This is a genomic window from Streptomyces sp. CA-146814 (genome assembly GCF_050942385.1).
Classification (GTDB): domain Bacteria; phylum Actinomycetota; class Actinomycetes; order Streptomycetales; family Streptomycetaceae; genus Streptomyces.
In genome coordinates, this window is the sequence record NZ_CP192068.1 from 2,773,925 (window position 1) to 2,786,055 (window position 12,131).

Sequence of the window (12,131 nt, forward strand, 5' to 3'; positions counted from 1 at the left end):
GGAGGGCCCCACCGGTCGCCGGTGGGGCCCTCCTCGTACGGAAACGGAAACGGAAGCGGAAACAGAAGCGGCCGCCGGATCAGACCGTCTCGCTGCTGCTGCTGTTGCTGGCCGCGAGCGACGGGCGGCGGCTCGCGATGACCCGCTTGGCCAGGGAGCGCGGGCTGGTGAGGAAGCCGAAGCCCCAGCACATGTGCATGGTCGCCAGCGCCACCGGGATCTGCGCGCGGGCCTTCAGCGGGAGCCCCTTGCCTGCGGGCAGCGACCCGGCGACGATCGCGGCCAGGTAGCCGCCGGGGACGACCAGGGCCCACGGGGTGACGGCCGCGCCGGCCACCAGGCCCGCCGCGATGGCGACGACGGCGGTCGGCGGGGCGAGGTAGCGGAGGTTGATCGAGCCGGAGTGGTAGCGGGCGACGACGTGGCGCCAGCGGCCGTAGTCCTTGTACTGCTTGGCGAGCGCCTTCACCGAGGGGCGCGGGCGGTACTGGACCTTCAGCTCCGGCGAGAACCAGATCAGCCCGCCGGCCTCGCGGATGCGGAAGTTCAGCTCCCAGTCCTGGGCGCGGATGAACTCCACGTTGTAGCCCTCGGCCTTCTCCAGCGCCTCACGCCGGAAGACACCGAGGTAGACGGTCTCGGCCGGGCCCGCCTGGCCGCCGGTGTGGAAGGCCGCGTTGCCGACGCCGATCTTCGAGGTCATCGCGGCGGCGACGGCCTCCTCCCAGGCGTTCTCGCCCTCGGCGTGCATGATGCCGCCGACGTTCTGCGCGCCGGTCTCCTCCAGGAGGCGGACGGCGGTGGCGATGTAGTTCGGCGAGAGCATGCCGTGGCCGTCGACGCGGACGACGACGGGGTGGCGGGAGGCCTTGATCGCCGCGTTGAGCGCGGCGGGGGTGCGGCCGGTGGGGTTGGGGACCGTGTGGACCCGGGGGTCCTCGGCGACCAGCTCGGCGGCGATCTCGTCCGTGCGGTCGGCGGAGGGGCCGAGCGCGATCACGACCTCCATCTCACCGGCGTACTCCTGCTCCAGGATGTGCCGGACCGAGTTCCTGAGATGGCGTTCCTCGTTGAGCACCGGCATGATCACGGAGACGGCGGGGTACTGCGCGGCAGACATGTGGTCCTCAGGGGGTCCTCGGGGGCGCCGGGGGCTCCGCACCGCAGGCGGCGGGCGCCCCGGGAGGCGGCGTCATTCGGCCGCCACGTTACCGCGAATGGGGGACACCGGTGCGCGCGCCGCCGGGTGGCGGGCCGGGACGGAGATCGTATGGGCCTACCGTGCGATGGTCCCCTCGCACCACGGAGGTGTCTCCCCGCCGTGACCACCCGGAGGTGTCTCCGCCCGTGACCGCCCCCCGCCCACCGCAGCGCCCGCCCCGCCCCCGCACCGCTCCGCCGCGCCGCCGTCCACCGCAGGGCGTGCGGGCCCCGCGCTCCCGGAAGCAGGACGAGCGGCCGCGCTGGGGCATGCGGGTGGCGACCGGGCTCTCGGTGCTGGTGCTGGGCGCGGGTGGGATCGGTCACGCCGTGGTGAGCAACCTGGAGGGCGGGATCGGCCGGGTCGACCCGTTCAAGGACATGAAGAACCGCCCGCAGTCCGGGCAGGGGACCAATCTGCTGCTCGTGGGCACCGACGGCCGGGACACCATTACCCAGGCGGAGAAGCAGAAGTACAAGCTCGGCGGCGCGCCCTGCCACTGCACCGACACGATCATGCTGGTGCACCTCTCGGCGGACAAGCAGCGGGCGAGCGTCGTGAGCCTGCCCCGCGACAGTTACGCCGAGATGCCCGCGCACACCGACCGCACCACCGGCAAGCGCCACAACAGCCACCCGGTGAAGCTGAACGCCGCCTACGCGGAGGGCGGGCCGGCGCTGACCGTGCGGACGGTCGAGAACATGACCGGCGTCAAGGTCGACCACTATCTGGAGGTCGACTTCACCAGCTTCATGAAGACGGTCGACGCGGTGGGCGGGGTGCAGATCTGTACGGCCCGGCCGATGAAGGACTCGTACACCGGGCTCGACCTGCCCGCCGGAACCCATCAGCTGGACGGCGGCAAGGCGCTGCAGTACGTACGCTCCCGCCATGTCGACGTGGGCTCCGACCTGGGCCGGATGCAGCGCCAGCAGAAGTTCATGGCGGCGCTGATCAAGCAGGCGACGAGCAACGGGGTGCTGCTGAACCCGGTGCGGTTCCAGCAGGTCTCGGCGTCGGTGCTGGGGTCGGTCCGGGCGGACGAGGGGTTCGGTACGGAGCAGATGCTGGCGCTCGGCAAGGCGATGAAGGACTTCAGCCCGGCGTCGTCCGAGTTCACCTCCGTACCGATCGGCAATCCGAGCTTCCCGGTCAAGGGCATCGGCTCCACGGTCCAGTGGGACGCGGCGAAGGCGAAGAAGCTGTTCGAGGCGCTGCGCGAGGACCGGCCGCTGGCCCCCGCCAAGCCGAAGCCGGCGGCCGGCGCCCCGAAGAAGGCCCAGGCGGCCCTGGTGGACGTGGCGCCGGAGGAGATCCGGGTGCAGGTCTACAACGGCACCCCGAAGGACGGCCTCGGCAAGGACGTGGACGCCGGCCTGCGCGCGACCGGCTTCAACACCACCGACGCCCCGCTCAACGGCAAGCTGCGGGACCTGGAGCGGACGCTCGTGACGTACGACCCGCGCTGGGACCGGTCGGCGAAGTCGCTGGCCGCCGCGTTGCCCGGCAGCGAGCTGAAGGCGGTGAAGGGGCAGGGCGCGACGATGGAGGTGACGGCCGGATCGGACTTCACCGAGGTGCGGCCGGTGCGGGCGGAGACGAAGCAGACGGGCGAGTTCGCGACGGTGACGGGCGACGAGGTGGTCTGCCCGTAGGGCCGTTCCGGCGGCCTGTCGGGCTCAGTCGTCGATGCCGTCGGCCACGCGCTTCTCCCGCAGCTCCTTGATCGCGCGACGGCGTGCCAGCCGGTGCGTGCGCCGGATCTGCGCCTCCTGGTAGCGCCGCTTGTCGCGCTCGGTCTCGGGGACCACCGGCGGTACGCGGCGCGGCTTGCCGTCCACGTCGACGGCGGCGAAGACGAGGTAGGCGCTGCCGACCTGCTGGGCGGGGGTCGACTCGTTCCAGCGCTCGGCCATCACCCGGACGCCGACCTCCATGGAGGAGCGGCCGGTCCAGTTCACCTGCGCGCGTACGTGAACGAGGTCACCGACCCTGACCGGCTCCAGGAAGACCATCTCGTCCATCGAGGCGGTCACGGCGGGCCCGCCGGAGTGCCGTCCGGCCACGGCGCCCGCCGCGTCGTCGACCAGTTTCATGATCACGCCACCGTGCACCGTGCCGAGGAGGTTGGTGTCGCTGCCGGTCATGATGTGGCTGAGGGTGGTGCGGGACGCGGCGGTGGGCTTGCCCGGAATCTCTTCCTCCGAGCGGTCCGTGCGGGTGGCCTGATCTGTCATACAGTCCACCTTATGCGCGGGCCCGGATCCCGCAGAATGCATCAGCTTCGCAACAGCCCTGGTGCGATTTCCCTTACACCCTGTAATAGCTGTGGGTCGGCGCGGCACACTGTTCGGATGAACGATTGGCCCGATCGACGGACCGGCGACCGCGGCGAGCGCTACGGACGGGGCAGTGCCAGCCCCCAGCCCGAGAGCGCCCGCGCGATGCCCCACATCCAGCGCCGCCCGGCCCCGCCGCAGAGGCCGACGGTGCCCCCGCAGAGCCAGGGGTACGACGACCGCTACCAGGGCGGACAGCCCGGTTACGGCAACAGCCCCGAGCCCGGTTACGACAGCGGCTACAACACCGGCCAGGTCTACGGCGGTGGCGGCGGCGGCCGTGGAGGCGGTCGCGGCGGCGGTGACGCGGGTTACGTCCAGGGCCGTCCGCCGGTCGACTGGCGCCGCCGGATCAAGCTCGGCGCGCTGACGCTGGTCGTCGTGTTCCTCGTGGTCTCCGTCTCCACGTACTTCTGGGCCGACGGCAAGCTGAAGCGCGAGGTCGACCTCGCCAAGGTCATCGAGCGGCCGGAAGCGGGCGACGGGACGAACTACCTGATCGTCGGTTCCGACAGCCGTGAGGGCATGTCGGCCGAGGACAAGAAGCGGCTGCGCACCGGTTCCGCCGACGGCAAGCGCACCGACTCGATGATGATCCTGCACGACGGCTCCAACGGCCCGACGCTGATCTCCCTGCCGCGCGACTCCCAGGTGGAGATCCCCACCTTCAAGGGGTCGGAGTCCGGCAAGATATTCCAGGGCACGGGCCGTCAGGTGAAGCTGAACGCCGCGTACGCCGAGGACGGCCCCGAACTCCTCGTGCGTACGGTCGAGTTCAACACCGGGCTGCGCATCGACCACTACGTCGAGATCGGCTTCGGCGGCTTCGCGCAGATCGTGGACGCGATCGGCGGGGTCGAGATGGACATCCCGAAGGCGTTCAAGGACAAGAAGTCCGGCGCCGACTTCCAGGCCGGGAAGCAGACGCTGAACGGCGAGCAGTCCCTGGCCTTCGTCCGCACCCGGTACGCGTTCGCGGGCAGCGACCTGGACCGTACGAAGAACCAGCAGAAGTTCCTCGCGGCGCTGGCGAGCCAGACGGCGACCCCGTCCACGATCCTCAACCCGTTCAAGCTGTACCCGACGATGGGTGCGGGCCTGGACACGCTGATCGTGGACAAGGACATGTCGCTCTGGTCGCTGGCCAACATGTTCTTCGCGATGAAGGGCGTCACGGGCGGCGACGGTACGTCGATGAACATGCCTATCTCCGGCAGCAACGGCGGCAACCTCGTCTGGGACAAGGCCAAGGTGAAGCAGCTCGTGGAGCAGCTGAAGAACGACGAGAAGGTCACGGTCAAGGGCAACTAAGGCAGCCGGGACAACTGAGGCCCCTCGCAAGGTCGTTGCGAGGGGGGCCGGGGAACATCACCTACTGGGCTACGAGCTGTAGGTGATGTTCCCTTCCTCGTCCATGAGGGGATGGATCTGGGAGGGGCCGTAGTCGTCCGTGTCGGACGGGCGCGGCTTCTCCGGTCCGTCGGGCCCGATGCGCATCACCCGCTCGACCCGCACGACCTCGTACCGGCGCCCCCGCACCAGGAGTTCGTTGGGCCTGCGGCGCGCCATGAACTTCTTCGCGGCCCGGTCGTGGATCGCCTGCTCCTTCTCGTCCACCTTCATCCAGGCGGGCAGCTCCGGCATGTCCGGCAGGTCCGGGAGCTTCGGCACGGGCCGGGTGAGGTGGTGGACGAGGGCGCGGCGGGCGCCCTGAGGGGTCGCGTACTGCCCGGTCACCATCGACCAGGACAGCTCCTTCCGCTCCACCACCCGGAACGTCGTCGGGAGGAGCACGACGCCCGGGTGGGTGAACAACGCCTTCTGGGAGTCGGCCCGTACGTCATCGGGGAAGCGGTCGGCGGTGTAGGAGAGCTGCAGCAGCCCGGCCCGGTTGATCCCTTCGGCGAGCCCGACGGCGGCCGCGTGGTCGACCACGAACCCCTTGGTGCGGGAGGGGTCGGGCGCGTCCAGGTCCCAGCCGTCCTCGTCCGGGTCGGTGGCCCGGGGCGGCTCCAGGCGCGCGTCACCGATCCGGGCGAACTCGTCGGCCCGCACGACGCGGTAGCGGACGCCGTCCGCCGTCACCTCGTTGACCGGGTCCTTCTCCAGCCGGGCCACAGCCTCCAGCAACGACCGCCGCACGGCCCGGTCCTCGGTGTGGTCCTTGGCCTTGAACCAGAGGTGCGAGTTCAGCTCGTCGCGGGCCATCTGCGGGAACCCGGTGTCGAGTTCACCCAGCAGCCGCCACCGCGGCCGCTCCCCGCGCCCCTGCGCGGCGAGCCCGAACAGCGGCCCCCGGACCACGATGTTCGGATACTTCCGCACCGAGGCGAACGCGTCCGCCTCGGTGACCTCGAAGACCGGGTCGTCCCGGTGCGTGACGTTGATGGTGAGGTGGTCCGGCGACTTCCCCGGGTGATCGTCCATGCACTCAGTGTGCCGAAGGGGGGTGCCGGTGTCTGGGTTTCCGCCACAAAGGGCGTACGGGAGTGAAGTTGACGGACATGAGCGCGCCCGGCCGCCCGCGAAGGGGGCCGGGCGCTCCCGGAGCGTACGAGGGTGGCGGTGCGTGCGCCTCAGCTACCGGAGGCGTACGGGACGAAGTCCGCCCAGGCGGCGGAGGTGAAGCCGAGCGGTGACCTGGCGAGGTCCTTGGAGTCACGGACGTGCACGGCGCTGCGGGCAGCGGCGACCTCGACGCACTCGGGGCCGTCATTGCTGCTGTAGCTGCTCTTGAACCACTCCAGAGCGGAGCCGTCACCACTCGGGGTCATGCGCGTCATGTCTCTCCCAGCACTTTCTCGATGAAGGCCAGCGATTCCCGCGGAGTGAGACCCTGGGCCCGGACGAGACCGAGCCGCTGCTCCAGGATCCGGATCTCCTTGGGGTCGAAGGTGAGGCGGTTGAACAATTGCCCCTCCCAGTGTCCCACCGCCGTTCCGTCCTTGAACTTAAGGAGCTGGAGCTGACCGCCCATACCCGCGTGGTCCTCACGGTCAGTCGGCATCACCTGGATCTCGACGTTCCGCAACTGACCGATCTCCAGCAGGTGTTCGAGCTGGCGGCGCAGCACGGCACGACCGCCCAACGGCCGCCGGATCGTCACCTCCTCCTGGACGAAGGTCAGCATGGTCAACGGCTTCCGCCGGAGGATCTCCTGTCGTGCCATCCGCGCCGCGACATACCGTTCGACCTCATCGGGCCCGAAGGCCGGCCGCCGCATCTCGTACAGCGCACGGGCGTATTCAGCGGTCTGGAGAAGCCCGTGGACGTTGTGGTTGCCATACGCGCCAAGCTCGACCGCTTCCCGCTCCAGCTTGGCGAGGTCCTTCACCTTCTTCGGGTAACGGGCCTCGGCCACGTCCTTCTTCATCGCGGAGATCTTGCCGCCCGCGCCCACTGCCCTGTCCGTCCCGTCCAGGAACTCCGGCTTGGGGATGCGTCGTCCGCCCTCGACCTTGTAGACGAGATCCTCGCTGTAGCCGATCGCCGTACCCAGCTCGGCCGCGCGCAGCCCGGCCGTCTCCCGCCAGAGTCTGATCTGCCGCCCCACGGCGGCCATCACCGCGCTCGAATCGTCCGTCGGATCGATGTCCAGGTCGAGATCGGGCTCGGAATCGGGCTCGGATACGTCGTCGTCAGCCATGGTGCGCAGCGTAAGGACGGCAAGCCCCAGTGCGGGGCGGATACCCGGAAATCCACCCGAAATCGCAGCTCAGGCCGGGTCGTTGCGCGTCACGATCCGGTGAGGGGACACCGGATCGTGGCTCGCCGCGACCCGGTGAGCCACGCCATCAACTACGTAAAGAACCAAGAGAAATAACCCAACCCCACCCCACCTGATCCCGGTGGTCATCTGCGGGAGAGGCTGGTCACCCACACGGGTGAGATTCGCCAACTGAGCTGGATTTCGCACGGGTTGGCAGGCATATGCTCACGCTGACCACAACACCAGACATGAGACGGCCCCCGCCGGGACGGCAATCCCGAGCGAGGACCTGACCACCAAGGAAGCGACACCTTCCCCATGGCTACCCAGCACAATATCGCCCTCACCCGCGCCCTGGCCGAGCTTCCCGGGCCCCTTCCGGCCTTCGGCGTGATCCATATCGCGATCCCGCACACCAGCCGGTTCACGATCGTCGGCAACCACCTCGCGCAGCATGCCGAGCTCTCCCTCGTCGCGATCGGCATCGGCGTCCACATCCAGTCGCTGCCCGTCGGCTCCCTGGTCGGCATCAAGGCGCTCACCGCCCGCTTCGCCGAGGGCGAGATGAGGATCGCCGCCGCTCTGCGCGAGCTGGAGGCCCACGGCTACCTGCGCCGGGCGCACGTGAGGCTGGCGAACGGCCGGATGACCACCCGCACGGTCTTCTGCAACCAGCCGGGGGCGGTGGAGCGGGCCGGGAGGGTGGTGGTGGTGCCGGAGGTGGCGCCCAGCGTGCCTGAACCCCCACCGGCACCCGCACCCCCGCCTGCGCCCGAACCCACCCCCGTACCGGAAGAGGCGCTCCCCCCGGTCCGCGTACCGCCGCGCACCGCGCCCAAGCCGCCGCGCCGGCCGCTCCCCCAGCCCCGCGCACTCACCCCGGAACTGCGGCAGACCGCCTCCGCGATCCTCGCCGACCTGCGGAATCACGCGGAAGAGCTGGTGCTCTCCGAGGCCGATGTCGAGGAGCTGGTCCCGGGTGTGGCCGCCTGGCTGGAGCGGGAGGTTCGCCCCGACGCCATCCGCCACGCCCTGACGGCCGACCTGCCGCAGCCGCCCAAGTACCCGGCGAAGATCGTCAGGCACCGCCTCACCATGCTCCTGCCCCCACCGCTCCCCGACGCCGAGGAGCTGGCCCCGGCTGCCCGCCGCACGCTGGTGATCCCCCTCCAGAACTGCGACCGTTGCGACCGCGCGTTCCGCTCAAGGGAGCCGGGCCACTGCCGGGGCTGCCGCGACCTGGCGGCCGCAGCCTAGAAGTTGTCGTCGTCGAGGTGTCAGGCCGGGGATACGCTCGGCCCACCGGGCGCGGGGGCGTTCGAGGCCGACGGGTGGTGACCACACGGAGGCTCGGGGGGGGGAGGGGCGTGGGATGTTGCGCACAGGATCGTCGCGAGCGTCGTCGGTGCGCACGCGGGTGACCGGGATTCTGATGGTGACGGCCGTGAGCGCCACGCTGATCGTGGGCATCCTGCCGTTGTCACCCCGGGCGGAATCGCGGGGTCTGCGGCTCGCACTGTTCGGCTGCTCGCTGGTGTGCGTACTGATGTGGATGGCGGTCTCCGTGCGCTCACGGCGCGCGGGCGGGGTCGACCTGGACAAACCCGTAGGGCCGGCGCGACGTCCCTCCCGCAGCCTGCCCCTCCTCCTCGCCGTCCTGCTCCCGATGACGAGCGGTGCGGCGCTGGTCCAGGCGGTCGGCCCGGATGGTGAGCAGGGTCGTTGGGTTTCGGAGGTGTACACGGCCGGAGGGGGCGTCCACGAGGTTCCCATCGAGCGGACGGTGAGCGAGCCACGGCCGACCGGCGTGAACGTGGACGGTGTCGACGAGTACGCGGCTGACGTCGTCGTGACCCTCCGGTTCGACGACAGCTCCCGCCGGACCACCATCCGGGGTGCGAGGACCGTCGGAGTACCGGACGAGGGTGACTCGGTGACTGTCATCTACGCCCCCGGCCGTCCCGGGCTCGGCGGGCGGCACCACGACTCCGGCTTCTTCGACAGCGGCGCCGCGCTCCTGTGGATCTGGGCGGTGGTCTTCTTCGCGGCTGCGTTCGGCTCCGGGCTCTTCGGCCGCGACGAGGTCCACTCGGCCCGGAGGTTCCGCGGTGACGTCCACGGAGTGGCCGCGCTGGTGCTCTGCCTCGGGGTGCTCCTCCTGCTGCCCGGCGCGTTCTACCAGACCTCCACGTGGGCGGGCTGGCTCCTGGCTCTCGCGGCTGCCTGCACTCCCTGGCTGGCCTTGACCTGGGTCGTCAAGCGCGTTCAGAAGGCGTAGACGGCACTCGACTTGTCGTACGCCTCTCTGTTCGGCAGCCCTTCTGTCGCGCAGCCCCTCAATATCCCCAGGCGGCGTAGACGATGACATTCCTGCCGTTGTCCCTGGCTCCGACGCAGACGTCTCTCCAGTCGAGCAGCCAGCCGCTGGCGCGACAGTTCTCCTGCTGGAGGCCCAGTTCGCGGATGATATCCGGGCGGGACAAGCCGTCCTCGCTGGTGACCGTCGCCTCGCGGTAGCAGCCGCCGGAACCGCAGCCGATGCCTTCGTCGGCGATGCTGATGCCGGGCGGCAATACGGGGAGGGCCTTGGACGGCGGGGCGTCCGAGCCTTCGCTGAGCAGCAGCGCGTACCCGAGGCCGACCAGGAGGGTGAGGGCGAACTGGGTCGCCAGGAAGCCGATCGCTCCGTTGCGGCGGAGGGTCCATCGCGGGGGTGGGGGGTTCCCGTGCCGTGCTTCCCGTCGCACGCCGCAGGCGATGAGCAGGGGCGCGAGAGCCGTGAACAGGAGATGGGCGTCGGGTCCGGGGACGTCGATCCAGCCCCGCTGGACACCGATCAGCAGACCGGCTCCGGCGAGCAGCGTCCCGCCGATCGCCAAGCCGATGGGGCGGGTGCGGGCGAGCGTCATCCAGACGACGGCGGGCGCGACGGCGAAGAGTATCCCCAGGAAGATCAGCATGTACGGGGGACGTACGGCCCCGAGCCCCTGGTTCCCCACGGCGGTTCCCCATGGCCGGGACCCACGTCTCAGGCGGTGAACTCCTGGGAAGGCAGGCTCTGCCCGTCGAAGGTGAGCAGGACGTTGGTCCAGCCGCTGTGCACGTCGGCATTGGGGAAGCTGGCCAGCTCCCAGGGCGCGTCGATCACCCCCGGCCCGCAGGGCAGGGTGCCGGAGCCGGAGGGCATGGCCAGGGGCAGGATCTGGAGGGCGTTGAAGGAGACAGCCACGCTGGTACCGGCCGGTTCGGTGCACGTGTACACGCCGCCGACCGTGAGGACGCCGCTGCGGAACGGCGGATCGGCCGGCCAGGCCGAGGCCCACTGCAACTGCACGGACTTGGTGCCCTGTACGGCGGCAGGCGCGGCGCCTGCGGCGGGCGCGGTCACCGCCAGGGTCGCGGTGAGACACGCGGCGACGGCGGCCGTGCGAAGACGGGGTGCGGATGCGTACCGGAACATGGTGGCTCCCTGGGGTCGGCCGTGCACGAACGACGGGCTCCTCAGGCTGTCCGTCCGCCATGACGAGGAGGCAGTCGCACAGGGCGGCGCGTGGGCGCAACCCTCGGGCGCACGACGCGTGATGACCGCACCCGGCTCAAGCCCGCCGACCACAGCCGCACACGGTCCCGGCTACGGCACGATCCCCTTCGGTTCGAGGCCGGCGAAGTCCTCGTGCAGGGCCTCCAGATGACGGCCCGTCGGCTCCCCCGCCGAGTCCAGCTCCGCCAGCCGCCAGCCCGGCAACTGCTCCTCCACCTCGGCGGGCAGCGAGCCGTCCGCCGGGTCGGCCAGGGCGTACAGCACCCCGAACGCGGTCTCCCGGGCCACCTCGCGGGCCAGCTCGCCGAGGTCCTCAGGCGTGAGCCCGGCCGCGAGGGCCCGGTCGACGGCTCCGGCCGCCACGCCGTCGCTGCGGTAGGCGGACACCCAGCGGGGCGCCTCCGTGGTCCAGGCGTCGACGTCCTGCCACACCGTCCGCAGGAACCGGTAGCGGGCGAGCTGCGGCAGCCCCTCCTCGGCCTCGGACTCCGCCCAGTCCGGCGCGTCGTCGTCCGCTCCCAGGGCGCGGAAGAGGGCGGTGAGCCTGTCGAGTTCGGTCATGAGGTGGGAGGGTACCGGCCGTGGGTCCGGATGGATGGGGCCGACCGGACCGATGAGTTTCGGCGGGGCGCACGGTCAGTACGTCCGTAAGAGCCGATGCTCACACGAAGCGCCCGTACGAGAAATCCAGGAGCCCCTGATGCGCACGCTGATCAGCACCGCCTTCGTCTCTCTCGACGGCGTCATGGAAGCCCCGGGCGGCGAGCCCGGCTACCGGAACTCCGGGTGGACCTTCAAGGACATGGAGTTCCTCCCGGAGGCGTACGAGATCAAGGGCCGGGAGCAGGAGGAGGCCGGCGCGCTGATGCTGGGCCGGGCCAGCTACGAGGCGTTCAGCTCGGTGTGGCCGGGGATGGAGGAGTTCGGGCAGTACAAGGTGATGCCGAAGTACGTCGTCTCCACCACCCTCAAGGAGGACGACCTGGTCTCCGACTGGGGCGACACGACCATTCTGCGCTCGCTCGACGAGGTCGCCGCCCTCAAGGAGACCGAGGGCGGACCGGTCATCGTCCACGGCAGCATCGGCCTGAACCACAGCCTGTCCGACGCCGGGCTGATCGACCGCTACCACCTGCTCGTCTTCCCGCTCCTGCTCGGCGCGGGCAAGCGGCTGTTCAGCGCGAGCGACAAGGACGCCCAGAAGCTGAAGCTGGTCGAGTACGAGGCGTACGCGAACGGGATCCAGAAGAACGTGTTCGATGTCGTGCGCTGACGCCCCGACCGGGCCACACGTACGGCCCCCGGCATCACGCACCGGGGGCCGCAGGGACAGCGAGAGGC

Annotated in this window: 13 protein-coding genes; 5 read left to right on the plus strand and 8 right to left on the minus strand. The window is 70.5% G+C overall.

Annotated features, from left to right (window positions below; all coding sequences use genetic code 11):
- Positions 1-79: 79 nt before the first annotated feature.
- Positions 80-1,120 carry a glycosyltransferase family 2 protein gene (locus tag ACQP09_RS12195; RefSeq protein WP_433398357.1) on the minus strand — a complete coding sequence of 347 codons (1,041 nt, stop codon included), beginning with the start codon at positions 1,118-1,120 and terminating at the stop codon, positions 80-82.
- 350 nt (positions 1,121-1,470) lie between these two features.
- Here ACQP09_RS12195 and ACQP09_RS12200 point away from each other — a divergent pair, with 350 nt between their 5' ends.
- Positions 1,471-2,856, plus strand: a complete 1,386-nt coding sequence (locus ACQP09_RS12200) for an LCP family protein (RefSeq protein WP_433406561.1) — start codon at positions 1,471-1,473, stop codon at positions 2,854-2,856.
- A 24-nt stretch (positions 2,857-2,880) separates the two neighbouring features.
- Here the strand turns inward: ACQP09_RS12200 and ACQP09_RS12205 are convergent, their stop codons facing one another.
- On the minus strand, positions 2,881-3,438 hold the full coding sequence (locus ACQP09_RS12205) for an acyl-CoA thioesterase (RefSeq protein ID WP_433398358.1): 558 nt from the start codon (positions 3,436-3,438) through the stop codon (positions 2,881-2,883).
- A 117-nt stretch (positions 3,439-3,555) separates the two neighbouring features.
- Between ACQP09_RS12205 and ACQP09_RS12210 the strand changes: the two genes are divergently transcribed.
- Positions 3,556-4,851, plus strand: coding sequence for an LCP family protein (locus ACQP09_RS12210; RefSeq protein ID WP_433398360.1), 1,296 nt, complete (start codon positions 3,556-3,558; stop codon positions 4,849-4,851).
- Between the two features lie 69 nt (positions 4,852-4,920).
- Here ACQP09_RS12210 and ACQP09_RS12215 read toward each other — a convergent pair whose 3' ends face one another.
- From ACQP09_RS12215 to ACQP09_RS12225, 3 genes are all read right to left on the minus strand, one after another.
- Positions 4,921-5,967: a DUF5954 family protein gene (locus tag ACQP09_RS12215; protein ID WP_433398362.1), complete on the minus strand. Its 1,047-nt coding sequence runs from the start codon at positions 5,965-5,967 to the stop codon at positions 4,921-4,923.
- Between the two features lie 149 nt (positions 5,968-6,116).
- Positions 6,117-6,314 carry a DUF397 domain-containing protein gene (locus ACQP09_RS12220; RefSeq protein ID WP_433406563.1) on the minus strand — a complete coding sequence of 66 codons (198 nt, stop codon included), beginning with the start codon at positions 6,312-6,314 and terminating at the stop codon, positions 6,117-6,119.
- A gap of 5 nt (positions 6,315-6,319) precedes the next feature.
- On the minus strand, positions 6,320-7,186 hold the full coding sequence (locus tag ACQP09_RS12225) for a helix-turn-helix domain-containing protein (RefSeq protein ID WP_433398363.1): 867 nt from the start codon (positions 7,184-7,186) through the stop codon (positions 6,320-6,322).
- Positions 7,187-7,567: 381 nt separating this feature from the next.
- Here ACQP09_RS12225 and ACQP09_RS12230 point away from each other — a divergent pair, with 381 nt between their 5' ends.
- Together ACQP09_RS12230 and ACQP09_RS12235 are read left to right on the plus strand one after the other, a co-directional pair.
- A complete protein-coding gene (locus ACQP09_RS12230; protein WP_433398365.1) occupies positions 7,568-8,506 on the plus strand; it encodes a hypothetical protein in 939 nt (312 codons plus the stop codon).
- Positions 8,507-8,693: 187 nt separating this feature from the next.
- Positions 8,694-9,527, plus strand: coding sequence for a hypothetical protein (locus ACQP09_RS12235; RefSeq protein ID WP_433398367.1), 834 nt, complete (start codon positions 8,694-8,696; stop codon positions 9,525-9,527).
- A 58-nt stretch (positions 9,528-9,585) separates the two neighbouring features.
- Here ACQP09_RS12235 and ACQP09_RS12240 read toward each other — a convergent pair whose 3' ends face one another.
- From ACQP09_RS12240 to ACQP09_RS12250, 3 genes are all read right to left on the minus strand, one after another.
- Entirely contained in the window at positions 9,586-10,248 is a 663-nt protein-coding gene (locus ACQP09_RS12240) for a hypothetical protein (protein ID WP_433398369.1), read from the minus strand.
- Between the two features lie 29 nt (positions 10,249-10,277).
- Positions 10,278-10,709 carry a hypothetical protein gene (locus tag ACQP09_RS12245; protein ID WP_433398371.1) on the minus strand — a complete coding sequence of 144 codons (432 nt, stop codon included), beginning with the start codon at positions 10,707-10,709 and terminating at the stop codon, positions 10,278-10,280.
- A 171-nt stretch (positions 10,710-10,880) separates the two neighbouring features.
- Positions 10,881-11,351: a hypothetical protein gene (locus ACQP09_RS12250; RefSeq protein ID WP_433398372.1), complete on the minus strand. Its 471-nt coding sequence runs from the start codon at positions 11,349-11,351 to the stop codon at positions 10,881-10,883.
- A gap of 139 nt (positions 11,352-11,490) precedes the next feature.
- Between ACQP09_RS12250 and ACQP09_RS12255 the strand changes: the two genes are divergently transcribed.
- Positions 11,491-12,063 (plus strand): dihydrofolate reductase family protein, encoded by a 573-nt coding sequence (locus ACQP09_RS12255; protein ID WP_433398374.1) that lies wholly within the window; start codon positions 11,491-11,493, stop codon positions 12,061-12,063.
- Positions 12,064-12,131 lie beyond the last annotated feature (68 nt).

Excerpts from the sequence above, each read along its gene's own strand:
- ACQP09_RS12225 (WP_433398363.1), bottom strand. The coding sequence starts at position 7,186 with ATGGCTGACGACGACGTATCCGAGCCCGATTCCGAGCCCGATCTCGAC.
- ACQP09_RS12215 (WP_433398362.1), bottom strand. The coding sequence starts at position 5,967 with ATGGACGATCACCCGGGGAAGTCGCCGGACCACCTCACCATCAACGTC.
- ACQP09_RS12195 (WP_433398357.1), bottom strand. The coding sequence starts at position 1,120 with ATGTCTGCCGCGCAGTACCCCGCCGTCTCCGTGATCATGCCGGTGCTC.
- ACQP09_RS12200 (WP_433406561.1), top strand. The coding sequence starts at position 1,471 with ATGCGGGTGGCGACCGGGCTCTCGGTGCTGGTGCTGGGCGCGGGTGGG.
- ACQP09_RS12220 (WP_433406563.1), bottom strand. The coding sequence starts at position 6,314 with ATGACCCCGAGTGGTGACGGCTCCGCTCTGGAGTGGTTCAAGAGCAGC.
- ACQP09_RS12230 (WP_433398365.1), top strand. The coding sequence starts at position 7,568 with ATGGCTACCCAGCACAATATCGCCCTCACCCGCGCCCTGGCCGAGCTT.
- ACQP09_RS12255 (WP_433398374.1), top strand. The coding sequence starts at position 11,491 with ATGCGCACGCTGATCAGCACCGCCTTCGTCTCTCTCGACGGCGTCATG.
- ACQP09_RS12250 (WP_433398372.1), bottom strand. The coding sequence starts at position 11,351 with ATGACCGAACTCGACAGGCTCACCGCCCTCTTCCGCGCCCTGGGAGCG.
- ACQP09_RS12245 (WP_433398371.1), bottom strand. The coding sequence starts at position 10,709 with ATGTTCCGGTACGCATCCGCACCCCGTCTTCGCACGGCCGCCGTCGCC.
- ACQP09_RS12205 (WP_433398358.1), bottom strand. The coding sequence starts at position 3,438 with ATGACAGATCAGGCCACCCGCACGGACCGCTCGGAGGAAGAGATTCCG.
- ACQP09_RS12210 (WP_433398360.1), top strand. The coding sequence starts at position 3,556 with ATGAACGATTGGCCCGATCGACGGACCGGCGACCGCGGCGAGCGCTAC.